Source organism: Prevotella sp. AM42-24 (assembly GCF_003461825.1).
Lineage (GTDB): Bacteria > Bacteroidota > Bacteroidia > Bacteroidales > Bacteroidaceae > Prevotella > Prevotella hominis.
Genome location: NZ_QTXV01000012.1, coordinates 24,229 through 50,410 on the forward strand (window position 1 = coordinate 24,229; position 26,182 = coordinate 50,410).

18 protein-coding genes are annotated in these 26,182 nt (G+C 44.7%); 3 read left to right on the forward strand and 15 right to left on the reverse strand.

What is annotated here, in order from left to right; translation table 11 throughout:
• Nucleotide 1: 1 nt before the first annotated feature.
• The 3 genes from recJ to DW917_RS05895 form a co-directional block, all read right to left on the reverse strand.
• The gene (gene recJ, locus DW917_RS05885) at nt 2–1,729 is read right to left on the reverse strand and encodes a single-stranded-DNA-specific exonuclease RecJ (protein WP_118117115.1); all 1,728 of its coding nucleotides are present in this window, start codon (nt 1,727–1,729) and stop codon (nt 2–4) included.
• A 173-nt stretch (nt 1,730–1,902) separates the two neighbouring features.
• Nucleotides 1,903–3,114: an aminopeptidase C gene (locus tag DW917_RS05890; protein ID WP_118117116.1), complete on the reverse strand. Its 1,212-nt coding sequence runs from the start codon at nt 3,112–3,114 to the stop codon at nt 1,903–1,905.
• Between the two features lie 61 nt (nt 3,115–3,175).
• Nucleotides 3,176–4,579, reverse strand: a complete 1,404-nt coding sequence (locus DW917_RS05895; protein ID WP_022110991.1) for an aminopeptidase P family protein — start codon at nt 4,577–4,579, stop codon at nt 3,176–3,178.
• 161 nt (nt 4,580–4,740) lie between these two features.
• On the opposite strand from DW917_RS05895, the gene DW917_RS05900 reads away from it, so the two are divergent.
• Nucleotides 4,741–5,580 (forward strand): patatin family protein, encoded by an 840-nt coding sequence (locus DW917_RS05900; RefSeq protein ID WP_118117117.1) that lies wholly within the window; start codon nt 4,741–4,743, stop codon nt 5,578–5,580.
• Between the two features lie 104 nt (nt 5,581–5,684).
• On the opposite strand, the gene trmD is transcribed toward DW917_RS05900, so the two are convergent.
• The 7 genes from trmD to DW917_RS05935 all read right to left on the reverse strand — a co-directional run bounded on the left by trmD (nt 5,685) and on the right by DW917_RS05935 (nt 13,745).
• Nucleotides 5,685–6,362, reverse strand: a complete 678-nt coding sequence (gene trmD / locus DW917_RS05905) for a tRNA (guanosine(37)-N1)-methyltransferase TrmD (RefSeq protein ID WP_118117118.1) — start codon at nt 6,360–6,362, stop codon at nt 5,685–5,687.
• A 303-nt stretch (nt 6,363–6,665) separates the two neighbouring features.
• Nucleotides 6,666–8,462 (reverse strand): M6 family metalloprotease domain-containing protein, encoded by a 1,797-nt coding sequence (locus tag DW917_RS05910; RefSeq protein ID WP_118117119.1) that lies wholly within the window; start codon nt 8,460–8,462, stop codon nt 6,666–6,668.
• A 90-nt stretch (nt 8,463–8,552) separates the two neighbouring features.
• Nucleotides 8,553–9,407 carry an EFR1 family ferrodoxin gene (locus DW917_RS05915; protein WP_118117120.1) on the reverse strand — a complete coding sequence of 285 codons (855 nt, stop codon included), beginning with the start codon at nt 9,405–9,407 and terminating at the stop codon, nt 8,553–8,555.
• 24 nt (nt 9,408–9,431) lie between these two features.
• A complete protein-coding gene (locus DW917_RS05920) occupies nt 9,432–9,818 on the reverse strand; it encodes a DUF1573 domain-containing protein (RefSeq protein WP_118117153.1) in 387 nt (128 codons plus the stop codon).
• A gap of 115 nt (nt 9,819–9,933) precedes the next feature.
• Nucleotides 9,934–12,882 carry an excinuclease ABC subunit UvrA gene (gene uvrA, locus DW917_RS05925; protein ID WP_118117121.1) on the reverse strand — a complete coding sequence of 983 codons (2,949 nt, stop codon included), beginning with the start codon at nt 12,880–12,882 and terminating at the stop codon, nt 9,934–9,936.
• A gap of 40 nt (nt 12,883–12,922) precedes the next feature.
• Complete coding sequence (gene rlmH / locus DW917_RS05930; RefSeq protein ID WP_118117122.1) at nt 12,923–13,393, reverse strand: 23S rRNA (pseudouridine(1915)-N(3))-methyltransferase RlmH; 471 nt, start codon at nt 13,391–13,393, stop codon at nt 12,923–12,925.
• A gap of 16 nt (nt 13,394–13,409) precedes the next feature.
• Nucleotides 13,410–13,745 (reverse strand): DUF4491 family protein, encoded by a 336-nt coding sequence (locus DW917_RS05935; protein WP_118117123.1) that lies wholly within the window; start codon nt 13,743–13,745, stop codon nt 13,410–13,412.
• Between the two features lie 182 nt (nt 13,746–13,927).
• Here DW917_RS05935 and DW917_RS05940 point away from each other — a divergent pair, with 182 nt between their 5' ends.
• On the forward strand, nt 13,928–15,679 hold the full coding sequence (locus DW917_RS05940; RefSeq protein ID WP_118117124.1) for a phospho-sugar mutase: 1,752 nt from the start codon (nt 13,928–13,930) through the stop codon (nt 15,677–15,679).
• 221 nt (nt 15,680–15,900) lie between these two features.
• On the opposite strand, the gene DW917_RS05945 is transcribed toward DW917_RS05940, so the two are convergent.
• The 5 genes from DW917_RS05945 to lon all read right to left on the reverse strand — a co-directional run bounded on the left by DW917_RS05945 (nt 15,901) and on the right by lon (nt 25,304).
• Nucleotides 15,901–18,498, reverse strand: a complete 2,598-nt coding sequence (locus tag DW917_RS05945) for an SLBB domain-containing protein (protein ID WP_118117125.1) — start codon at nt 18,496–18,498, stop codon at nt 15,901–15,903.
• Nucleotides 18,499–18,567: 69 nt separating this feature from the next.
• A complete protein-coding gene (locus DW917_RS05950) occupies nt 18,568–20,337 on the reverse strand; it encodes a DEAD/DEAH box helicase (RefSeq protein WP_118117126.1) in 1,770 nt (589 codons plus the stop codon).
• Nucleotides 20,338–20,437: 100 nt separating this feature from the next.
• Entirely contained in the window at nt 20,438–21,679 is a 1,242-nt protein-coding gene (locus DW917_RS05955) for an LptF/LptG family permease (RefSeq protein ID WP_118117127.1), read from the reverse strand.
• A 9-nt stretch (nt 21,680–21,688) separates the two neighbouring features.
• Nucleotides 21,689–22,816, reverse strand: a complete 1,128-nt coding sequence (tgt, locus tag DW917_RS05960; RefSeq protein ID WP_118117154.1) for a tRNA guanosine(34) transglycosylase Tgt — start codon at nt 22,814–22,816, stop codon at nt 21,689–21,691.
• A gap of 13 nt (nt 22,817–22,829) precedes the next feature.
• Nucleotides 22,830–25,304 (reverse strand): endopeptidase La, encoded by a 2,475-nt coding sequence (gene lon / locus DW917_RS05965; protein ID WP_118117128.1) that lies wholly within the window; start codon nt 25,302–25,304, stop codon nt 22,830–22,832.
• Between the two features lie 182 nt (nt 25,305–25,486).
• On the opposite strand from lon, the gene DW917_RS05970 reads away from it, so the two are divergent.
• Complete coding sequence (locus tag DW917_RS05970; protein ID WP_118117129.1) at nt 25,487–26,176, forward strand: tRNA1(Val) (adenine(37)-N6)-methyltransferase; 690 nt, start codon at nt 25,487–25,489, stop codon at nt 26,174–26,176.
• Nucleotides 26,177–26,182: the final 6 nt, after the last annotated feature.

The following is a 26,182-nucleotide window of genomic DNA, read 5'->3' on the forward strand; positions in this document are numbered from 1 at the left end:
CCTATTTCTCACTGTTGTTCGGACGGATATCCTCAATTTGCAGTTGTACCTGGTTCTTCTTGAAGATATTGTCTTCTATTGTATATACAATGTCGAAACTCCGTTTGCTCTTGATGTATCGTGCTGCAGCACTTTGTCCGAAGGCAATGCCGTTGACCACGTTGCTCGACTTAGAGTCCACAAGTTCCAGTTTGATATGCTCCTGTTCCCTTCCTACCACTTTGCTTGTACCATAGTCATACACTTTGGTTGTGCAGAATATCGGTTTTTGATTGCCTGGTCCAAAAGGTGCAAACCGTTTCAGGTCGCTGTACAGGTGCTTGGTGATGTCTTTGAAATCAATCTCCGCATCAATATGAAGCAAGGCTTCTGTCTGTTCAGGAGCGACATGTTCCTCTACATATTTCTGGAATCTTTCTCTGAATTCTTTTACCTTATCCCATTTGAGGGTAAGTCCGGCAGCGTATGTATGTCCACCGAAATTCATGAGAATATCGCGGCAACTCTTGATGGCAGAATAGACATCAAAGCCCGTTACACTGCGTGCGGAGCCTGTTGCCATATCACCATCTTTGGTCAGAACGACGGTAGGGCGGAAATAGATTTCCGTGAGTCTTGAGGCAACAATGCCGATGACTCCTTTTTTCCATCCCTCATCGTAGAGTACAATACTGGAGTTGTGCTTCTGGCTTTCAAGTCTTGACACAATGCCATTGGCTTCCTCCGTCATCTGCTTGTCGATGTCCTTACGTTGTTCGTTGTATTCATTGATGTGTTTTGCCATGCGGATGGCAGTAGCAAAATCTCTTTCTACCAGCAGGTCAACGCTCAATTTGCCGTTTTCCATTCTTCCTGAAGCATTGATGCGTGGACCGATCTTGAATACGATGTCGCTCATTGAGATTTCTCTACCATTGAGTCCGCAGATATCAATGATGGAACGCAAGCCGATACTTGGATTGGTATTGAGCAGCTTGAGACCATGGAACGCAAGGATACGGTTTTCTTCCTCAACAGGTACGATGTCGGCAGCGATGCTTACGGCACAGAAGTCGAGCAGCGGGATGAGTCTGGAGAACGGAATGTTGTTGTTCTTGGCGAAAGCCTGCATGAATTTAAAGCCTACGCCACATCCGCAAAGGTGCTTGAACGGAAAGGTATCGTCAGGACGCTTAGGGTTGAGAATAGCCACAGCAGGAGGCATCACCTCGTCTGGTACGTGGTGATCACAAATGATGAAATCTATGCCAAGAGACTTGGCATATTCTATTTCCTTGATGGCTTTGATGCCACAGTCAAGGATGATGATTAGTTTTACACCTGTCTTGTTGGCAAAGTCTATTCCTTTTTTGCTGACTCCGTATCCCTCGTCATATCTGTCGGGGATATAGTAATCGATGTTGGAATAGAATTGCTGCAGGAACTTATAGACCAAAGCTACGGCAGTGCATCCATCTACGTCGTAATCGCCATAGACAAGGATGCGCTCCTTGCGTCCCATCGCATCATTGAGGCGGTCAACGGCTATGTCCATATCCTTCATGAGGAATGGATTGATCAGGTCGGCAAGCTGAGGCCTGAAAAACCGTTTGGCTGCCGATTCTGTCGTAATGCCTCTTTGGATGAGAAGCTGTCCTAAGATTGGGCTGATGCTTAGCTTTTCGCCCAGTTCCTTTGCTGCTTTTTCTTGCTCAGGTGTAGGTGCTTCATAATTCCATTTAAAATGCATCTTAATTATTTTTTATTTCTGCCGTCAAAGTTACAAAAATAAAACGACAAATAGAAATGTTTTAACTTGAAAATAGCAGAAAAAGCATGAATTATGTAAAAAAAGGCAGCAAACCTGATGGATTGCTGCCTTTTTTAAAATATTTATCTAAGTTTCTTTTCTTCCTGTTATCCTTAGATTCCGAGTTTTTTGCGGATATCCTTAGGGAGGGCATTCTTGTTTACCATGAAGTCCATAGTCTTGTATGCTACAAATGCCTTGGTCATGTACCATGTTCCCTTGTAATCACCATACTCACCCCATGAGTTCTTCACCATGTAGTACTCCTTGCCGTTCTGATCCTTTGCGATACCATAGATGTGCATACCGTGGTCATCGGTAGTCTCCCAGTTATCGAAAGCTTCCTGGCGCATCTGCTGTGTAGGTACAATCTCAGGAGCGTTGACACCCAGTGAGTCGAACTTCTCTTTCTTCTCGTCTTTTGAAAGCTTGAACCAGTGGTCTGCATCGGTGCCTGCCATAGAACGAACCTTCTTTACATCGTAAGCGATACCGAGACCTTTGCGAGTGAAACCATCCTCTGTTACGTCGCCACCCCAAGCTATAGTATAACCGTTGTTGACTGCGTTGTCGATAATCTTGCAGATGTCTTCCATTGGAACGTTGTAGCTCATAGGCCAGCGCCAGTTGTCCTGTACCTCAACAGCAAACTGACTCCACATTGGGTGGTGGGTATAGCTGGTGATGGTTACATAGTCATCGAGATTCAAACCGAGGCTCTCGCAGAATGACTGTGGAGTATATTGCTTGCCCTGATAGGTAAACTTCTCTGGAGTCTTACCGATGTAAGAGTCGATGATGCCCTGAAGACCGCTCTTCCAAGCAGAAGAAATTTTCTTAGCATTGCTCTTGGCAACAGCTTCTACGTATGGTGTCATCACATCGAAGAACTCACCGAAGTTGGCAAGTGAGTCACCTGTCAATGTACCTGGAGCAGGCATTGCAGTCTCTGGTACGATACCATAATGCTTCAAAGCATACAGTACATCGTATGCGCTACCACCCTGTGAGAAGCTCACGTCACCGTGCATTCTGACAGCCATTGTGGCGCGGTCCATGTATGTCTTGTTGGCAACGAACATCTCGCTCAAGTCGTATGTCTTGCCTGTCTTCTTCAAAATCTCGCTCTCAAAATAGCTGAGCGTAGAGTAAGCCCAGCACGTACCACTGCGGTTCTGATCCTTGATGCTGGTGATAGGGTTTTCCTTTACCACTGTAAATACTGGCTTGTTCTTTGCGATAGCTGCTGAATCAGTAGCGGTCTTTGCGCTTGCACCTGTGGCAACCAATGCCATCAATGCTGCTGCGATCAATGTTTTCTTCATTAAAATTTCTCTTTATATTAATAATGTTGTTCTTTCTTTTCTCTCTCTTCAAGGGAATTGCTTATCTGTTGGCTGCCATGTAGTCCTCTACATCCTTTGGATGATAAGGGATGCGGTCTTTGCCCAAGAATCTGCAACCGTCTTTGGTGATGAGTAAATCGTCCTCGATACGGATACCTCCAAAGTCCTTGTATGTTTCCAGCTTGTCGAAGTTGAGGAACTCTGCGCAATGACCTGATGCCTTCCAGTCGTCGATGAGGGCAGGGATGAAATAGATTCCCGGTTCATCTGTTACGACGAAACCTTCTTCGAGACGGCGACCCATGCGCAGGCAGTTGGTACCGAACTGTTCCAGGTTAGGACGAACTTCCTCATCGAATCCTACATTAATCTGGTCAAAATTCTCCATATCGTGTACGTCCATTCCCATCATGTGACCTAATCCGTGAGGCAGGAACATGGCATGAGCACCAGCCTTGACAGCCTCTTCTGTATCACCCTTGGCAAGTCCTAACTCCTTGAGTTTGTCAAACATCAGACGGCATATTGCAAAGTGAACATCTGCGTATTTCACACCAGGCTTGGCAACTTCGAGTGCATAGTCGTGGCAAGCCTCAACGATAGAGTAGATTTCCAACTGGCGCTGGGTAAACTTACCGCTTACAGGCATGGTACGTGTATTGTCAGAGCAATAGTTGTTGATGGTCTCGGCACCAGCATCGCAAAGAGCCAGTCTGCCAGCTTCCAGAATGCTCATGGAAGGATTGCCGTGCATAATCTCACCATGCTGACTGAAGATAGTAGGGAAACTGACCATTGCTCCATAAGAGTTGGCAATTCCGTCAACCTGTCCGCCTACAAATTTCTCTGTTACTCCTGGACGAGTCAACTTCATGGCAGTGGTATGCATCTTGTAACCAATAACAGCAGCACGTTCCAGTTCCTCGATTTCCTCAGGAGTCTTGGTAGAGCGCATCTTTACCACAGCCTTGATGAGATCCATAGAGGCCTCTTCCTTTTGCTGGTTAGGGTGGATGCCGAGGAGGTCGAATATCTGGAGCTTGATGTCAAAGCGATAAGGAGGCAGGAAATGTATCTTGCGCTTCTTAGACATGGCATCATTGCAGATAGTCTTCAGAGATTTCATAGGTGCAGAGTTGTGGACACCAACCTGTTCTGCCAAGTCGTGTACGCTTTCCACGCTGCCATACCATACGATATCTTCTATATCTATGTCGTCACCGATCAATGTCTCGATGTCGTTGTCAATGTCGATTACACCTACCAGACCATCGCGCTGCTGTCCGAAATAATAGAGGAAAGTAGAGTCCTGACGGAATGGATAGTATCCATTGTTAGGGAAATTACAAGGTGAATTGTTATTTCCGAAAATCAAAATTACGCCTTCACCTACAAGCTTCTTAAGCTCTTGGCGGCGCTGAATGTAAGTGTCCTTACTAAACATATTTTTAGTTTTTTGTTATATTTTGGTGCAAAGTTAGTGATTATTTCCCAAAAAATGCTTATCTTTGCAAGCAAAATCGTATAAAAAGTGAGAATTTATAAATAATTAATAATAAAAGCCCGCTTTTTGTGCAAAAATGAATAAAAAAACAGGTAAATGGTATGAAGATGGAAAGAAAAACGGGACTGGTCTTGGAAGGAGGCGGAATGAGAGGTGTGTTTACAAGCGGGGTACTGGATGCCTTCATGAAACACGATTTGTATTTCCCATATACGGTGGCTGTTTCTGCAGGTGCTTGCAATGGTATGTCGTATATCAGTCGCCAACCCCGTCGTGCCCGTATTTCCAATATCGATTACTTGGATCGGTATGAATATATCGGTCTTCGGCATCTGGTTACTCAAGGTTGCATCTTCGACCGCCAGTTGCTTTATGATAAATTTCCCAACCAGTTGTTGCCTTTCGATTTTGATACTTATTTCCAGCATGCGGAAGGTTTTGAGATGGTAACGACCAATTGTCTGACGGGGCATGCCATGTATCTTTCTGAAACTCATGATAAGCAGCGTGCTCTGGATATTGTCAGAGCTTCAAGCAGTTTGCCTTATGTCAGCAAGATTGTGAATGTGGATGGTATCCCAATGCTGGATGGTGGTATTGCCGACAGTATTCCTGTTCAGCACGCCATCGATATGGGATATGAGCATAATGTGGTGATACTGACCCGCAACAAAGGGTGGCGTGATCATGGGAAGGATCGCAAGATACCTTATTTATATACGAACTATCCTCGTCTTCGTGTTGCTCTGAGTCATCGTCATAAGGTATATAATGAACAGATCCAACTTGTAGATGACCTGGAGGCTGCGGGTAAGATCACATGTATTCGCCCGCTTCGCCCGCTTGAGGTGGGACGTATTGAGAAGGATACGGAAAAATTGGAACGTTTGTATGAGGAAGGTTTCTCTTTAGGAGAGAGATTCTGCCAGAATTTCAAATAAAAATAAGTCATTTAGTCATGCTGTCTCTTTCAGACAGTCATGCTAAATGACTTATTTGGTTTTTATCTCAAAGACTCAACTTTATGATTTATTCCAATGCATCTTTATTCTTCCAATAAATCAGGGCGTAGGCGTCTGGTTCTTTCCATGGCCTGGTCGAATTCCCATTGGCGAATCTTAGCCTCATTTCCGCTCAGCAGTATCTCTGGAACTTTCCAACCCTTATAGTCTGCTGGTCGGGTATAGATAGGGGCTGCAAGAATGTCGTCCTGGAAACAGTCGGAGAGAGCGCTTTGTTCATCGCTGATGACTCCTGGAACCAAACGGATTACTGCATCAGAGATAATGGCTGCAGCAAGTTCGCCACCTGTCAATACGTAGTCGCCTACAGAAATCTCACGGGTGATGAGATGGTCTCTCACTCTTTGGTCAATACCCTTGTAGTGACCGCAGAGGATGATAAGGTTGCCTTGCATAGACATCTCATTGGCAATCTTCTGGTTGAAAGTCTCTCCGTCTGGAGAAACATAGATGACGTCATCATATTCGCGCTCTGCCTTCAGGGCTGTAATGCAGCGATCGATAGGTTCGCATTGCATCACCATGCCGGCACTTCCTCCGTATGGATAGTCATCTACTCGTTTCCATTTATCTAATGTATAATCACGCAAGTTATGGAGATGAATCTCTGCGAGACCCTTCTTCTGTGCACGTGCCAGGATAGACTCATTGAAGAACCCCTCCAGCATTTCCGGTAATACAGTGATAATATCTATTCTCATATTGAATGCAAAGATAATATAATTTGAGCAAGTAGCCAAAAGATTCTGCTATTTTTTTTCAGTAGAAAGTTTTTATGTATAGGAATGAAAAATAAGCTCTGTTAAAATAATTCGTAGGCTTTCTGCAGATTTGCCTTCTTATAAACTGAGTGAGGAAATAGAGTTTGGGCAAGGAAAAATTTCTCCTTGCCCAAGCGCAAATTTTTCCGTGGGCAGGGAAAAATGAAAGTGGGGTAAACAAAAAATGCGAATTCGCTATCCAGCGAATTCGCATTTGAAATGTATTGTAAAGAATTATGTGTCTTACTTGATGATAACCTTCTTCTTTCCGATGATGTAAACTCCCTTGGTGAGCTGACTAACATCTGTGCCCAAGTAGCGACCATCGAGGGTGAAGATACGTGTATCCTTCTCCTGATTCTGCTGGATGACAGGGCTGTCGATACCTGTAGCAAAGTCCTTGAGATAATCGAAGGTAATGACGCCGTCGGTCTCCTTGATGTTGTAGAAAGGCTTTTCCAATGTGCTGTTGTTGAGTTTGACACTCAAAAGTTCGGTCACATTTTTAGTACCTGGGAATGGATCGGCTTGGAGACTTGCCTTGTATTGAGCGTCTGTCCATTTTTTGCCATCACCATGGTTGTAGTCAGAGATTACATAACCATCAGCAGGAACAATCATGACTTTTGGTTTGCCTATGTTGTTATTGGGATTGTCAAAAAGGTTGACATCTTTAGTGCCATAGTCAATTCGCCAAATCAGCATACCTGTGTTGTAAACATGTGCAATCCCATACCACCATCCGCCTTTTTGGATATTTTGGATAAGAAGGTATTCGTCATTTTCTCCATTAATCTTGTAAGCAGTTCTCTCTTTATGGTAGGAATTTAATTTAACCTGTTTGGCTTCATCTCCTAATTCTACAGGAGAAGTCCAACCCATTACATCCAATTCCCAAGGTGAATAAGGAGTAGGGCAGTAGCCGCCATTATAAGTATATTCTCCTCCGTCCATCAAATCCCACATCTCTGGATTTTGGTTATCTACTTTTGATGCGTCAACAGTAGGGTAAAGGTCGGGCAGACCGAGCGTATGAGAGAATTCATGGCAGAACAATCCAATTCCGCTAAGTAAGAAACCATTCTTTTGGTTCAACGCCCATCCAAAGTTAAGTTCTGCATGGACTCCATATCTGCAGACCTGTTTGCCGTCATAGGTTCCGAAACTGCCATCACCAGGTCCAGACTTTGGCCAAATGTCATTTGGGTTGCCCGACATGCTGGCAGGATAGCCTGCGTATATGATATACACGAGATCTACCATTCCGTCACCGTCTGCATCATATCGTGAAAAGTCAACATCTTTATCGGCTGCTTTACAGGCATCGCTGACAAGGGCATAGGTGTTGTCTTTGTCACCTTGTCCATAGTAAAGAGAAGAATGATTGAGTTTATAAGGACCTACGACATCAAACTGTGGAGTGTATGAGCCCTTACTCATGTCGTAAAAATAGTCAGAAACACTTCCTTTGTTGCGTAAATAATCATTTTTGTAAGAGCCTGTATATGCCTCATACCCATCGGGTAAGGCGTCCTTAACATTTCCTTTGAGGAAGTGCTCAAATACATTCTTGGCTTTCTCTCCACTTTGGAAGGGTGTGTCAGAAAACTCAACCAAAATAACCAATGCCTTTGGACTGCCACTGTGTGGAAAATACTTCACTCCGTTGTTTCCTGTGCCCATCGCTTTTGCTGTTGATGCTTGTTCAATGGCATAACTTCTAAAGCGTGAAAGGTCTTGCTTTTTGATGGCTTTGATTTCGGCAGACACACGTTTGTTAGCATTGTGGGCAATAAATTTTGTAGCTTTCAATGTGCCGTATGAGGTAGTTTCTGCAATATAGTAGTTGTTTCCTTCTTGTACAAGAAGAACTCCGTCCTCTGTGGTGAGCCAATTGAAATGTTCGTCACCATACATTCTGACGTTCAATTCTGTTCCGTCGCTTTGGGTAACAGTGATAATGCCAGAGTATGCTTTTGCAGCAAAGCCGCTTGCGATGCCCATCAGAGCAAATGCAATGCTAAGTAAAATCTTCTTCATATAATGATTTTTAATTATTAATGCTAATTTCGTTTGATGGATGCTTTATTTGAATGCTAAATGATAACTTTATTTGTTTGATAGAATTCTTTATTTGAAATAATATTGTCCCTTCTTCTGGGTCTGGTGACCAAACTCGATGGCATGGTGCGGACAATGGTGGTAACAATTGAAACATGTGAGGCAGTCGTCATGATGCAGCCATACAGGCATTTTCCCTTTACCGCCATCAATATCTCCAACGGGACAGACATGGGCGCAGATGCCACATTTCACACATTTGTCTGCTGTGACGTGAAAACGCTTGTCTGTAATGAGAACTTTTTCAAAGAAACCACCCACAACCTTGGTGAAAAACCATGGAATAGGACCTTTTACCAATCTGCAGATACCTTCCTTACGATTGAAAATTTCCTCGCTGATTTCTTCCAGTTCCAAAGCAGACTTCTCCTTTTTCCGAATTTCCTTTTCCTTCGGATCGACATCCATGAAAGGTAATCCTACGTATGACTCAGGCATGATGAGAGAGAAGGAAGAGGCTACCTCATGCACTCCGATATTCGATAAGGAAGAATTGGAGGCAATCGTTTCGTTGAGATTCTCTATGGTCAGTCCGATACTGTCACCAGCCGTACAGACTGCATAGGCGTAAACGGGGCTTGGAACTGGCGATTCATGGTTGGGGTGTACTTCTTCAGTTGGTAGATTGACCTGAAGTTTAGCTATAAATTCCCTGACAAGTCTTGGAACCCTCCAACCATGAACGGGGAAAACGAAACCAAGCCGTTCACCTTTTTCCAAGATGAACGGCTCAGTATATTGGGCGCCTGATTTTTTGATGAGCCTCATTTCTTCGGCAATATCAATCAGTCGCTCATGTGTAGCTGTTGCCAATTTGATGGCAGCCCAGCGGGTATTTCCTGTACCAGAAAAATAAAATATCATTTTTTAGTTTCAGTGCAATCAGATTTATTTCTGTTCTTCCACCATGACACCCTCGATGTAAAGGCGTGTCATCTCAACGTTGCCATTGCTACGAACGGTGATAGACTTCTTGAAATGACCAGGGAACATACCCTTGCCATTGTATGTTACAGTAATCTGACCTTTCTGACCTGGTGCGATAGGCTGCTTGGTATAGGCTGGAATAGTGCAGCCGCAACTGGCGATGGCCTGATTGATAATCAATGGCTTATTGCCTACGTTTGTGAAAGTGAAAGTAGTCTTCTGTACAGGAGACTTCTCACTGAAGTTGCCAAAGTTGTGTACCACTTTGTCAAACTTGATTTCTGCCTGTGCGCTTGCTGTTGCTACCATGGCAACAAGCATTGTCAGCGCTAAGATAAATCTTTTCATATCTTTGATTTTATTTATATTCAACTTTTATTTGCATATTTGGATGCAAAGTTACGCATAAAGTTTAGTATTCTGCTACTTTTTTACAATATTTTATACTTAATCATGCGATATTCTATTCTTTATCAAGCAATTGAGCCAGAAATTGTCCTGTAAGACTCTTCTTGCATTGCATCACTTCCTCTGGCGTACCGGCAACAACCAGGTTGCCACCCTTGTCACCTCCTTCAGGACCGAGGTCGATGATATAGTCGGCGCATTTGATGACATCAAGATTATGCTCGATGACAACCAGTGAGTGCCCTCTCTCAATGAGTGCATTGAAAGCATGAAGCAGTCGCTTGATATCATGGAAGTGCAGACCGGTGGTAGGCTCGTCGAAGATGAAGAGGGTAGGTTCCTGATCTTCCTTACCGATGAAGAAGGCAAGTTTGACACGCTGGTTTTCTCCACCAGAAAGCGTACTTGAATTCTGTCCGAGCTTGATATAGCCTAATCCGACTTCCTGCAAAGGGCGTAAACGGCTGACGATGACGCGGCAGGAATCGAAGTCACCATTATTGTGCTGGTTCTTCTCGTCTGCAAAGAATTCGATAGCTTCGTTCACGGTCATGTTGAGCACATCATTAATATTCTTACCTCCGTATTGTACCTCAAGGATATCGTGCTTGAATCGTTTGCCTTTGCATGCTTCGCATTGCAAAACCAGGTCTGCCATGAATTGCATTTCGATTGTTACATAACCTGCTCCCTTGCACTCTTCACATCTTCCTCCCTCAGCATTGAAGGAGAAATAGGCAGGAGTGAATCCCATCTGTTTTGACAACGGTTGGTTGGCAAAGAGCGAACGGATGGCATCGTATGCCTTCAGATAGGTGGCAGGGTTGCTGCGGGAACTTTTACCGATAGGGTTCTGATCCACAAACTCCACATGCTTGATGGCGTTGACATCGCCTTCTAAGCCTAAGTGCTCACCTGGTGCATCTGCCACCAAGTCTAAATGGCGGCGCATGGCAGGGAAGAGGATTCCCTTGATGAGTGAACTCTTGCCGGAACCAGAGACACCTGTCACCACCGTAAAAACATTGAGTGGCAACTTGACGTCGATGCCTCTCAGGTTGTTCATTCTGGCACCCTTGATTTCGATGAAACGGTTCCAGGCACGATGGCTTGTTGGTGTTTCTATCTTTTCATGATGGGTGAGATACTTGATGGTGTAACTATCAGGGTATTTCTCCAAGAGCTTCTGCTGGGCTTCCTTGTCGGTAGTAGAATACTCCGAAGCAGGACCGGCATAAACCAGTTGACCGCCCAGACGACCAGCATCCGGACCGATATCTATCAGGTAGTCGGCAGCCCGCATGATTTCCTCGTCATGCTCTACGACGACTACCGTATTTCCTAATTGCTGCAATTCTCTCAGCACCTTGATGAGTCGTGCTGTATCTCTGCTGTGAAGACCGATGCTTGGCTCGTCGAGAATATAGACACTTCCTACAAGTGAAGAACCTAAGTTGGTGGTTAGGTTGATGCGCTGGCTTTCACCTCCTGAAAGGGAGTTGGAAAGACGATTGAGCGTGAGATAACCGAGTCCCACATCCAGCAGGAACTGCAGACGGTTGGTAATCTCGGCAAAAAGTCTTTTGCTCACGCATTTCTCGTGTTCGGTCAGTTCCAGTTTGGTAAACCAGATCTTGAGATTGGTGATAGACATCTCCACGAGTTCAGTAATACTTTTGCCGCCAATCCTCACGTAGTTGGCTTCTTTCTTTAAGCGAGTGCCGTGGCAATCTGGACAAATCGTCTTGCCGCGGAATCTGCTGAGCATCACGCGGTACTGTATCTTATATTGGTTTTCCTTCACCATTCTGAAGAATTCGTCAATGCTTACCCTGTCGTGTGGCTCACGATCCTTCTCGGAAGGAAGACCATGCCAAAGCCAATCTTTCTCTTTTTGAGAGAGTTCGAAGTATGGTTTGAAGATAGGAAAATTATAGGGTTCAGCTCTGCGGATAAATTCCTTGAGCCACATACCCATCTTCTCGCCTCGCCAGCAAACTACACAACCGTCATAAACACTCAGGGAAGTATTAGGGATGACGAGTTTTTCGTCGATTCCGATTACACTTCCGTAACCCTCGCAGGTAGGACAGGCACCTAAGGGAGAATTGAAGGAAAACATATTGTCTGACGGTTCCTCGAAGGTCATACCATCAGCTTCGAAACGGGTAGAAAAATCATAGGCAATCTTGCTTGGCAAGAACAGGAGGCGGCAGGCGCCATCTCCCTCGTAGAATGCCGTTTCCGCAGAATCCATGAGACGGCTGATATCATCTTTTTCTTCACTTACGGAAGAACGGTCTATCACGAGAAAGATTTCCATCCCCGTTTCAGTCATCAGCTTCTTGAGTTTTTCGTCAGAGGCTTCAAGAAGATCCTTCATGCTTACTTCAGGCGAAAGCATTTCGCCGCTATTGGCTTTCTCCAGAAAGTCTTCGATGCGTTCGAACTCATTTTTCACCAAGATGCGTGCATATCCTTCCTGGATATACATCTCCAACTGCTTGCTGAGGCTCCGTCCCTCAGCGATGTGAAGAGGGGAAAGGATAACAAACTTGGTTCCCTTGGAATATTGTCGGGTACAAGATAAGATATCTTCTGTGGTATGGCGTTTTACCTCCTGTCCGCTGATAGGAGAGATAGTTTTTCCTATGCGTGCATAGAGCAATCTGAGATATTCGTAAATTTCAGTACTGGTGCCCACGGTGGAACGTGGGTTACGGGAAATAACTTTCTGCTCGATGGCGATGGCAGGTGGCAATCCCTTGATGAAGTCACATTCTGGTTTGCTCATTCGACCCAAAAACTGTCGGGCGTATGAAGATAGAGATTCCACATAACGGCGCTGACCTTCGGCATAGAGTGTGTCGAAAGCCAACGATGACTTACCAGAACCAGAGACACCCGTGATGGCAACAAATTTACCTTGAGGTATCTTGACATTTATGTTTTTGAGATTGTTAGCCCTGGCTCCTTTTATCTCAATATATTTATCTTTTGCCATTTTTTACTTTTTACTTTTTTACCCTTTTACCTTTTTACCTTTACTCATGATGATAAGGTTCACCTTTTATAATAGTACAGGCACGATAGAGCGCTTCCGTGAAGATGAGGCGCACCATCTGATGCGAGAAAGTCATCTTGGAGAGGGAAATCTTCTCGTTGGCACGGTCATAAACAGCCTGCGAGAAACCATAAGGACCACCAATGATGAAGACAAGTCTTCTGGCAGTAGCCTGCTTACGTTCTATCCACTTGGCAAATTCGATGCTGCGGAATTCCTGACCATGTTCGTCCATCAATACAACGGTATCTGAAGGTTGCAGGAGTTTTAGAATCATTTCCCCTTCTTTTTCCTTCTGCTGCTGTTCGCTGAGGCTTTTCGTATTCTTGAGCTCAGGAATAGTTGTAATATTGAAGGGCATATAGTGGGTGATGCGCTCAGCATAGTCCTTGATGCCCGCAATAAAATGCTTGTTTACGGTCTTTCCGACCAATATCAGTTCTGTCTTCATGATCGTTCTTTATTCTTCACTCTTCATTCTTCACTTTCTCCTCGTCCCTGTAATATCCCTTTCCAATCCGTTTCGGATTTTTCGGGAACCAGCCTTTCTCGCATCGCTCTCTCTGTTCGAAGAGTTCACCGATGCTCCACAGACAGGAGGCACCTATCACGCCTAAAATGGCAGAGAAGAGTACATCGGCAATCAGAAAGGCTGCACCGATGCAGAGAATGCCGGCAACGAGGAATATCCACCAGAACCGGATGCCCGTATAATATTCAGTCTTCATCACGATAGGATGAAAGATACCTATTATTAAAAAGGTGGAAATGGCGATGATAACGCCCGTATAATATATTTCCATATTTTTTAAATCTTAAATTATTACCATAAACTAATACAATATAGCTAAATATCAGCCTTATTCTATTTTCATTTCCGTTTCAAAGTGCAAAAATACAAAAAAAACTCCAAACTTGTTGGGTTTATGAAATAATTTATATATCTTTGTACTCAAATTATTAATAATATATATATAATCAGACTATGGCTAATAACGCAGAATTAATCAAGCAGTGTGAAGAAAGAGCACAGCAGTGGCTCACTCCCGCTTTTGATGAAGAAACACGTAATGAAGTAAAGGCAATGCTCGAGGCTGAAGACAAATCAGCTCTCGTAGATGCTTTCTATCAGAACTTGGAGTTTGGTACAGGTGGTTTGCGCGGTATCATGGGCGCAGGAACCAACCGTATGAACAAGTATATTGTAGGTATGGCTACTCAAGGCTTTGCCAACTACATCCTCAAGGCTTTCCCAGGTGAGGAGAACCTCTCTGTAGTGGTAGGTCACGACTGCCGTAACAATTCTCGTCTCTTTGCAGAGACTGTTGCAGCTATCTTCTCTGCCAACGGTATCAAGGCTTATCTCTTTGAAAGCCTCCGTCCTACACCAGAGATTTCTTTCGCTATCCGCGAGCTCGGTGCTAAGGCTGGTGTGAACGTAACTGCTTCTCACAATCCTAAGGAGTACAATGGTTACAAAGCTTACTGGAGTGATGGTGCTCAGGTTTTGGCTCCACATGATACGGGTATCATTGAGGAGGTGAACAAGGTTACTATCGATCAGGTGAAGTTTGAGGCTAACTGGGATTTGATTAAGATTATCGGTGGTGAGATGGATTATGACTATATGACTGCTGTTCATTCTGCCATGATCGACCAGGATGTCATCAATCGTCAGAAGGACCTCAACATTGTTTACTCAGCTATGCATGGTACAGGTCGTGTCATCGTTCCTCTCTGCTTGCGTTCATGGGGCTTCCAGAATATCAATGTAGTTCCTGAGCAGATGGTTGTAGATGGCAACTTCCCAACCGTTGTTTCTCCTAACCCAGAAAATGCTGAGGCTATGACCCTTGGTATGAAGCTCGGTACTAAGTTGAATGCTGACCTCGTAGTAGCTACCGACCCAGATGCTGACCGTCTTGCTATCGTTTGCCGCGATGACAAGGGCGAATGGATGATCATCAATGGTAACCAGACAGCCATGATGTTCTGCTACTATATCATTGAGAACAAGAAGAAGTTGGGCAAGTTGAAGCCAACAGACTTTCTCGTGAAGACCATCGTTACAACAGAGGTAATTGCTGAGATTGCTAAGAAGAACAACGTAGAGTTGCGCGACTGCTACACTGGTTTCAAGTGGATTGCACGCGAGATTGCTATCTCTGAGGGCAAGCAGCAGTATATCGGTGGTGGTGAGGAGAGTTTCGGTTTCTTGCCATACGATAAGGTACGTGATAAGGATGCTCCTGCTTCTATCTGCCTCATTTGCGAAATCGCTGCTTGGGCTAAGGATCAGGGCAAGACTCTCTACGATCTCTTGATGCAGATCTATGCAGAGTATGGTTTCAGCAAGGAATTCACTGTAAACGTAGTTCGTCCTGGTAAAACGGGTGCTGATGAAATCAAGCAGATGATGACTGATTTCCGTGCTAACCCTCCACAGGAGTTGGGTGGCAGCAAGATAGTAACTTGGAAGGACTACCAGACTCTGGAGGCTAAGCATGCTGATGGCAGTGTAGAGAAGCTCAATATGCCTACAACAAGCAATGTGCTCCAGTGGTTCTGTGATGATAACACCAAGGTGAGTGTTCGTCCTTCAGGTACAGAGCCTAAGATTAAGTTCTATATCGAGGTAAAGGATCCTTCATTCAAGTGCGCAGGTTGCTATAACCGTTGTACAGCAGCTGCTATGGAGAAGATCGAGGCTATCAAGAAGAGCTTGAACTTGGATTAATTAGTAGATTTTTATATTTCCGGCGAGAGGTCTCCTGACTTCTCGCCTTTTTATTGCTCTTTGCAAAATGATTTTGCAGAATAAGATTCATACATAATTATAAAAAAGAAACTCCCCAGATTCGTCAGGAATCTGGGGAGTTTTATTAAATATAAATTAAATAATTTCAAACAAATAAGCGGTGCTATTTTTCAATAGATGGTGTTATTTGCATTGGAATATTACTTGCTCAAATTAGCAATTGTGGCAATCATGGCTGCGATGCTCGACATACTTGTACCGAGGCTCATCGTTTCTGCAATACTCATCTTGCGCTTCAACTTGGCAGGAACAACAATTTCGCAACCAGGTTGAACTTTAGCACCATGGCCAACCTTGGCAACCTTACCATTCATATAGATGATGTACGACTTACTCTTGATGGCATCAGAAGCAAAACCGCCAGCCTGGTCTATGTAGTAGCTTGCTCGTTTGCCCTTTTCATAGGCAACAGTATTGGCATACATTACAGCACCATTGATTTTTACGGTTCCTGTATATTGTGGAACGACCAGTCGGTCTCCTTCACGCAGTACCAGGTCATCATCGCAACCAGGATTCTTGAGTGCAGCAGCCAGGTCGATTCCTACAGGATATTCATCTGGAACATTGAATTTCTCCAATTCTGCATTCTTGGCTCCTTCAGCAACCTGTTGGAGATTGCCGCTGTTACTGCTTGCTGCCAACTGGAGGAGATTCTTCTGCTGTTGCTCACGCTGCATCTTCAGAACCGCTTCCATACGGGCTTTCTCTGCACTGTTGGCTCTACGAATCAAGCGAGCTCCCTTGATATATGCCTCATTGGTAGCTCCACCTGCCTTGTAGAACAGGTCGCTGATGCGGGAATTACGCTTGGTGAGTGTGTAAGCACCAGCAAACATAACCTCACCTTCGATGCTCACATTTTCCTGTTCGTTGTATGCAGGACTCTTGCGGATGGAAACTTCGTCGAAAGGCATCAGAACAAAGCCAGGAGTTCCATCAATGACAAAACCGTCCTTCAGGGAGAGGGTGAATGTCTGGGCAATCAAACTGTCTGGTTGCAATGCCTTGGCATCAGAAACACGGCGGCTTACGTTGACATTCACGGTGGATGCCTTGTCGGTCAGACCACCAGCCTGAAGAACGAAGTCTTCAATGGTTTCATTATCGGCATATTTGTAGGTTCCTGGATACTGTACCTCGCCACGGATTGTGATGGTTCGCTCTATCAGTTTATCCTGTCGGGTAGGGATGAAGAGCACATCATTTTCCTTCAAAGGAATATCTGCCACCTTTCCGCTCATGATACCTGCGATATCCATACTGATAACTTCCAATGTACGGTCTGGCTTCATTCTGTGCATGACCGCTCTATTGGTGAAAGCATCTTCAGTAAGACCCTCTGCATGTTCTACCAGAGAACGAACGCTGTTGATCTGTTCGCCGATATTGTACATACCAGGACGGAATACAGCACCCTTTATTTCTACCGTATTGGCATATCTTGGCAGGATGGAGTCAACGCTTACAGAATCGCCATCAGCAATGTGGAAACTGGCAAAGTCGAATTCGTCAACATTGAATACAGCATATTCTCTTCCTGTTTTTCTGTTCACACGTACCGATTTCTTATAAGCATCACCAGTGAAATTGCCGGCATACTTGAGCAGGGAATTGATGCTCTCGTTCTTTTTCATCTCATAGAACATTGGGCGTTTTACCTTACCCGTAATGTTGACCAGACAGTCGTATGGACCCACTACGATCACATCATTGTCTGCAAGTCGTACATTGCCTGTCAACTTACCATTGAGGATGTAGTCGTAGATATCAACTACAGTAACCAACCTGTTGTTTCTATATACCTTAATATTACGGAGGGTACCCAGATCGTTGGTTCCTCCAGCCATGTAGAGGGCATGGAAAACGGTAGCGAAGGCAGAGAGGGTATAGGTTCCAGGAGCCTTTACCTCACCCATCACATTGACCATGATGGTTTTGGTCTGACCCACCGTCAACTTGATATGGCTGGAAGAATATCTGCTACCTAACGTACCGCGCAATCTTGCATTAGCCTGAGCAACGGTGAGGCCGCTGACATTCACCGGACCATACCCCTCGATGGTAACAGTTCCATCTGGAGAAACAGTACTCTCGATGGTTTTCTGGGAAGCACCATAGATGTCGATGATGACAGCATCACCAGGACCCAAGCGATAGTTCTGTGGGGTTGCGATATTCATATTAGGCTCAAAGCTCAACTCCTTATTATTAAAGATGTCGCGACCGAAGACCTTCTTGCGATTGTACTTCTGTTCAGCCAGCAAATGGCGGAGCATCTGTGTAGAGTCTGGATAGATGCCGTACATTTCATTCTGCATATCCATGTACTCTTCATCATGATTGTCGTATGTATGATTATAGGAGTAGTCGCGCTGGCCTTTGATTCTATAGTTGCTGTAGTTGCTGGCCTCTTTATCTGCCTCTTTCCCATAATCTTCACGGGTTTTACCATTGTTGGTACGTAGGCGCGAGCCGTTTGATGAGACTTTTCCTGTAGCGCTGGCAAGGCCGCCTTGTTTGGCTTCCTTTTCATAGCGAGTGCGTACACGTCGAATCTGTGAAATATCAACACCGCGTTGCATCAACTTGGTGACGATTTGTGCATTCGAGGTTCCAGAGCCGTGCTCCTTTACCACAAATTGCATCACTTGGTCGTCGGTCATGCTGGAAGATTGAGCCATGGCTACTGATGAGACCATGAAAAGCATGAGCGAAAAGATGATTAATTTCTTCATTTCACTATTAATTTTGTTTTGTTTCTTTTATAATAACTCAAAAATTCGCAATTTGTTGTAAATTTAGAGCTATTTCTTGAAACCGAAAATTCGTTTGATGAATTTCTTTACGACATTTTCTTTCTTCTGAGGGTTGACAATTGGAGTTGGTTTGCGAGAATTTGATTTCTCGTTAGCCTTCTTCTGTGCAACACCTCTTCCTCTTCCGTTGCTGCCAGGACGTACGTTTTCTGGTGCATTGCTGCGCTGGTTGTTATTGCGCTGCTCGCCGTTCTTGCGATTGTCCTGTCTGTTGCGGTTGTTTCTATTGTTGCGCTTTCCGCCTTGTCTGTTTTCACCCTCCTGCTTACCTTCGGTATTCTGCTGACGGTTATTTCTTGGCTGTTGCTTGTTGGCGTTCTGTTGCTTATTTGCATTCTGCTGCTTTTCGGCATTCTGCTTATTTGCATTCTGCTGCTTGTCAGCATTCTGCTGTTTGCCGTTTCTGCCATTTCTGTTGTTTGGCTTGTTTGCAACCTGTTCGCCCTGTTGTTCACCTTGCTGGCGAGGAGCCTTTTCCTGACGGTTGTTCTGTTTGTTCGGCTTGCGCTTGTGTGCAGTCTGGTCGCGGTCTTTCTGGCGGCGGCTCTTTGCACAGGTCTTGCCGTTGCCATTGTTTTTACCTGGTTTCTTAGGCTTGTCCATCTTGACATACTCAGGACCTTCGCCACACTCTGCAGGCAATGGCATCTTTTCTACCACTTTTTCCAGGAACTTTTCTATCTGCTGGAACCAGTAGATATCCATTTCCGTAACCAAGGTAATGGCTCTTCCGTCTCTATCTGCACGCGCGGTACGGCCGATGCGGTGTACATAGTCTTCTGTGTCGTGCGGAACGTCGAAGTTGATAACTAATGTGATATCATCGATATCGATACCGCGGGCAACAATATCCGTAGCAACCAACACATCAATCTGGCCGCTCTTAAACTTGAACATGATATCATCACGTTCTTGCTGAGAAAGGTCGGAGTGCATTTCGCCACAGTTGATCTTCTGTTGTTGTAGTGAAGCAGAGAGCTGTTTCACCTTTGTCTTACTGCCGCAGAAGATGATGACGCGCTTCAGGTCACCAGCCTTGAAGATATCCTTGATGATGCTCATTTTCTGAGCCTCATAGCAGACGTAGGCTTCTTGTTTGATTTTCTCGGCAGGTTTGCTGACAGCAAGTTTGATTTCTATAGGATTCTTCAGCAAGCTCTTTGCCAGTTCCTCGATCTTGGTAGGCATGGTTGCAGAAAACATGATAGTCTGGCAAGACTGAGGCAATTTCTTGGCGATGGTCATGATATCCTCAGAGAAACCCATGTCAAGCATGCGGTCTGCCTCGTCAAGGATAAAGAAGCTTACCTTACTTAAATCTACATTTCCCAGACTAATATGGGTGATGAGTCGGCCAGGAGTAGCTATTACTACGTCAGCTCCCATACGGAGACTCTTCAATTCCTGGTCGTAGCGGTTGCCGTCATTGCCACCATATACAGCCACGCTGCTCACTCCCTGCAGATAGTAGCTGAATCCCTGCATAGCCTGGTCTATCTGTTGTGCCAGTTCTCGGGTAGGTGACATGATGATGCAGTTGATGGCATCTTCAGGGTATCTGCCGTCATCCAACTTACTCAGAATAGGCAACAGATAGGCGGCAGTCTTGCCGGTACCCGTTTGAGCCACACCAAGAACGTCATTACCTTTCAATATCTCAGGAATACATTTCTCTTGAACAGGGGTGCATGTGTCAAAATGCATGTCATATAACGCATCGAGCACATTGTCATTTAAATCTAATTCGTCAAAATACATTTATAATCTCTTTATTATTATATATAATAATGTGTAGGCCTCTCTTGAAATAAGTGATGACCATCATACATTATCTATTATTATATGATACAATCTTACATTATCTTGGTGCATTGCGATAGCAGAAATATGCTACGACGGCAAAGAGGATATTTGGCATCCATGCAGCAAGCATAGGTGGGAAGTTGGCTTGTATGGCAAAGGTTGCCGATACGGTCTGAAGCATGATGTATCCGAAACTCAGAGCAAGTCCCACACCGAGTGCCATACCCATTCCTCCCTTGCGCTTCTTGGCAGAGAGGGAGAGACCGATGATGGTCAGGATAAAGGAGGCAAAGGATGCTGCTATTCGCTTGTGGTATTCCACCTGATATTGCACTACATTGCCGGAACCTCGGTCTATCTGCTTGTTGATGTACTCTTTCAATTCCGGACTGGTAAAGGTCTCCTGCTGTCCCTTGGAATATACCAGGTCGGTTGGTTCCATGGTTATCAGCGTATCTTTTTCAGCACCGCTGGTAATTTGTTCCTTCATACCTTGCAGCTTACGTACCTTCCAATTTCTGATCTTCCAATGGTACTTGGAATCAGAGATGGTATCGTACTGTACCTCCATCGCAGTAAGGTGACTGACCAGCTTTTTCTCCTGAAACTTATCCAGACAGAAACCATATCCCCTTTTGGTCGTATTGTCGTAGTGCTGGATGTATGCGATGACTCCACGGTCCACCTGCAACTGCACATTGTCTGCAGACGTGTTCTTGGCCTTCTTCTTATACATGTTTTCAAAGTTCTGTCTGATGACGGTACCATGTGGTATCACGTATGCAGACAGCGAGTAGGAGAGTGCAGAGAGCATGACACACGTCAGCATGTATGGTCGCATCAAACGCTTGAAGGATGTTCCGGAAGCGAGGATAGCGATAATTTCTGAATTGCCAGCCATCTTAGTCGTGAAGAGGATGACGGCAATGAATACAAACAAGGCACTGAACAAGTTGGCGAAGTATGGCACAAAGTTGGCATAGTAATCGAAGATGATGGCACGCATAGGAGCATGATTCTCCGAAAACTTGGCCAGATTCTCATTGAAGTCGAATACGATGGCAATGGAGATGATCAGTGCGATACTGAAAAAATAATATCCCACGAACTTCTTGATGATGTACCAGTCTAATCGCTTGATATATCTGAAGAGGTTGAGAAACCTGAGTACCCTCAGGAATCTCAACTTGTGGGCAGTCCATTTCGCAGCCTTTACGAGCCATGCGAAATGTTTGCCAAACCATCGCTGAAACTTGTATCTTCTGCGATGTTTCCTTATTTGTTTAAAATTCTTCATTATATTTCTTTAAATTCTTCGTCCTAATTGGTCGATGATGGAACGCTTCCACTGTACGAAGTCGCCCTGTTCGATGTGCTGGCGTGCATCTGTCACCAGTCGGAGATAGAAGGCGAGGTTGTGGATGCTGGCAATCTGCATTGCCAAAAGCTCCTGTGCTTTGAAAAGGTGGTGGAGGTATGCCTTGGTTGTTATGCGGTCGATATCGCAACCATCCGGATCAACAGGGCTGAAATCCATTTCCCATTTCTTATTGCGCATGTTCATGGTGCCATTATAGGTGAACAGCATGGCATTTCTTCCGTTTCGGGTAGGCATGACGCAGTCAAACATATCAACCCCTCGTTCGATGGCTTCCAGAATGTTCTGTGGAGTACCTACTCCCATGAGATAGCGAGGCTTGTCCTTAGGAAGAATCTCATTGACCACCTCTATCATCTCATACATCACTTCTGTAGGTTCACCTACGGCAAGACCACCGATGGCATTTCCGTCGGCACCCTTGTCGGCTACATACTTAGCTGCTTCTCTTCTCAGTTCCGGGAAGGTACATCCCTGTACGATAGGGAAGAGACTCTGGTTGTAGCCATAGAGAGGTTCTGTCTCATCGAAGCGCTTGATGCAACGGTCCAGCCAGCGCTGGGTCAACTCCAAACTTTTCTTTGCATACTGGAAATCACTTTGTCCAGGAGGACATTCATCAAATGCCATCATGATGTCGGCACCGATGATACGCTCTGTATCCATGACATTCTCCGGAGTAAAGATGTGTTTACTACCATCTATGTGAGAACGAAATTCGCAACCTTCTTCTCTCAGTTTGCGGATGCCAGTCAGTGAAAATACCTGAAAACCACCGCTATCTGTAAGGATAGGACGGTCCCAGCCATTGAAACTGTGCAGACCGCCAGCAGCCTTGATGACCTCCAGTCCCGGACGGAGGTAGAGATGGTAGGTATTGCCTAAGATGATTTGTGCCTTTACCTGTTTGCGAAGCTCGTCAAAATGTACGCCCTTTACAGAACCTACAGTTCCTACGGGCATGAAGATAGGAGTCTTTATCTGTCCGTGGTCTGTGGTGATGATACCGGTACGTGCATCACTTGCTTTATCTGTTACTTGTAATTCAAACTTCATGATAGTCTTGATGTTATTTTTTGTTTTCTTCTTCTTCGTCGTCAATCGTGAAATCGACAGGATGCTCCACCTTTTCGTCAGTGAGTGCAAACTTCCAGACATCAGCAACATTCTCTACATAGTGGAATTCTACACCCTTGCGGTATTGCTCTGGAATTTCCTCTATGTCTTTCTGATTGGCCTGACACATCACGATATCTGTGATACCAGCTCGTTTGGCTGCTAAGATCTTCTCCTTGATGCCGCCTACAGGGAGTACTTTTCCACGGAGCGTGATTTCACCCGTCATGGCAGTATTCTTGCGAACCTTGCGCTGAGTCAGGGCAGAGGCGATACTGGTTGCAATGGTGATACCGGCAGATGGTCCGTCTTTAGGAGTTGCACCTTCTGGTACGTGGATATGGATATTCCAGTTGCTGAAAATTCTGTAATCTACTCCGAGCAGGTCGATATGCGCCTTGACATATTCGAGTGCAATCACGGCAGATTCCTTCATCACGTCTCCGAGGTTACCTGTCAGCGTGAGCTTTCCTGCCTTGCCCTTGCTGAGGGAAGTCTCGATGAAGAGGATTTCGCCTCCCACGGAAGTCCATGCCAATCCGGTAACGACACCCGCATAAGCATTGCCCTGATAGATGTCACGGTTGAATGGAGGATTGCCCAAGAGGGTTGCTACCTCGGCTGGGGTGATGTTGGTTGTTTCCAATATGTCCTCATAAGCCAATTTGAAAGCCATTTTGCGCAAGGCTTTGTTGATCTGTTTCTCCAACTGGCGCACACCGCTTTCTCGGGTATATTGCTCGATGATCTTCTCGATGGCAGCTTTTGAGAACTTGATCTTTGGAGTATATTTCTTGAGACCGGTATTCTCCAACTCTCTTGGAATCAGATGACGCTTGGCAATCTCAACCTTCTCCTCTGTTATGTAACCACCTACTTCGATGAGTTCCATACGGTCGAGCAGTGGACGTGGAATAGAACTCAGGTCGTTGGCTGTGGCTATGAAGAGAACCTTCGACAAATCATAGTCGATATCCAGATAGTTATCATGGAAAGCCTTGTTCTGTTCTGGGTCGAGAACTTCCAGTAATGCTGAAGAAGGATCACCATTAAAGTTGGCCTGTGATATCTTGTCAATCTCATCAAGGATAAAGACAGGGTTGGCGCTACCAGCCTTCTGAATATTCTTGATGATACGACCAGGCATAGCACCGATGTAAGTGCGGCGGTGACCTCTGATTTCAGCCTCGTCGTGCAAACCGCCAAGAGAAACTCTCACGTATTTACGGCCCATCGCCTGTGCAATACTTTTGCCGAGACTGGTTTTACCAACTCCCGGAGGACCATAGAGGCAGAGGATAGGGCTCTTCAGGTCATCACGTAAAGCTCTTACTGCGAGGTATTCCAGAATGCGCTCTTTCACCTTTTCCATGCCATAATGGTCTTTGTCCAAAACCTTTTTGGCATGTTTGAGACTCAAGTTATCTATGGTGCAGTCATTCCAAGGCAAATCTACCATTGTCTGCAGGTAGTTGATCTGTGTGGAATAGTCAGGACTTTGCGGATGCAAGGTGTCGAGTCGCTTGAATTCCTTATTGAATATTTTCTCTATATTCTCATTCCAATTTTTGCTCTTGGCTTTCTCAAGAATCTCTTTCTTCTCTGGGCTCATATCGTTTCCGCCGAGCTCTTTCTTGATGTTCTTGAGCTGTTGTTGCAGGAAGTATTCACGTTGCTGTTCGTCCAGATCATTCTTTGTTTTCTGGCGGATGTCAGACTGTATGTCAAATAACTGTTTGAGTCTGTTCTCATATTTGAGTGCTTCAAACATGCGGTCTGTCATACTATCCATTTCCAGCATCTTGATCTTTTCCTCTATGCTGAAAGGCATGGATGATAAGATGAAATTCGTGCGTACCAGCGGATTGGATATAGAGTTGATTGCATACTCTGCATCATCAGGTATCTCATCGCTGTCTTGGATCAGCTTGATGGTTTGAGAGAACAGAGAACTTTGCAAAAGTTTGAATTCTGTATCCGTTTTTTTAGGCCATTCTTCAGAAATGTTTTCCACATATCCGCTATAGAATGGTCTTTTTGTATCGATACTTTTCAATTTGCATTTTCCCAAACCTTGTACTACGATGGTAACCTGTCCATTTTGCTGGCCAGGAAGTTCTACCATTTTGATGAGACGGCAGAAAACACCAGTTTCATAGAGGTCTTCCTTTTCAGGATCATCCAGATTGGCATCCTTTTGGGTAAAAGCGCAGAAAATAAGATCGTCGTGTTTCTGTTTGAGATAATCTACAACTGCGATACTTTGCTTTCTGCCAAGTATGATAGGGGTGAGAACAGTAGGGAAGATCACTAAGTCTCGGGTGCAGATAATAGGATATGTCCCGGAGTCTCTATCTTTTAGCAATTCCGTAATGTCGCCTTCAAAATCGGCGATCATGTGTAATTGATTATTTTTAATATTGTCCATATTCTGTTATAAATGCATTTTGACTTGCAAAGATAGCCTTTTTTGGTGAATTTTGGGTTGAAAGATACAAAATTTAATATTATAATGTGTAATTTCTTTCTTTATGGACTGTTTTTTGCTGAAAAGTAAAATATATTGCGTGTTTTTTCGTTAGAAAATTAAATGAAGCATGAATTTAGAATATGACAGGTTTTCGATTTAAAAAGTTTGAGATATTACAAGACCGTTGTGCCATGAAAGTGGGAACGGATGGCGTGCTGTTAGGAGCATGGGCTTCTGGCGGAACTCGTATTCTCGATATAGGATGTGGTACGGGGTTGATAGCCTTGATGATGGCTCAGCGTTTTCCTGCTGCCCAGGTGGTAGGTATTGATATTGACGAAGAGGCTTGTGGACAGGCAAGGGAAAATGTGGCAGCCAGTCCTTTTGGTGATAGAATTGATGTTGCCCATTGCCGGTTGCAGGATTATTCTGGTGAGGAATTTGATGCGATAGTCAGCAATCCTCCGTTTTTTCTGAATAGTTTGAAAAATCCGGATAGTAAAAGGGCAATGGCTCGACATGCGGATACCTTGCCGTTTAGGGATCTCTGGCAAGGTGTAAAACGTTTACTTTCAGAAAAAGGGATTTTCTCGGTTGTGCTGCCTTCTGAAGTGAGGGAGAATTTTGTATCAGAAGCCTGTATATCAGGATTTTACCTTGTTAGACAATGTGCTGTAAAAACGGTAGAAAGAAAACAACCAAAACGCTATCTCCTGGCATTTTCCAGACATAGAAACGGTGAACTGGAAAATGCCACGGAAATCATGATGAATCAAGATGGAAATCGCAGCGAATGGTATGCAAAAATAACTGACGAATTCTATCTTTAAACGCAT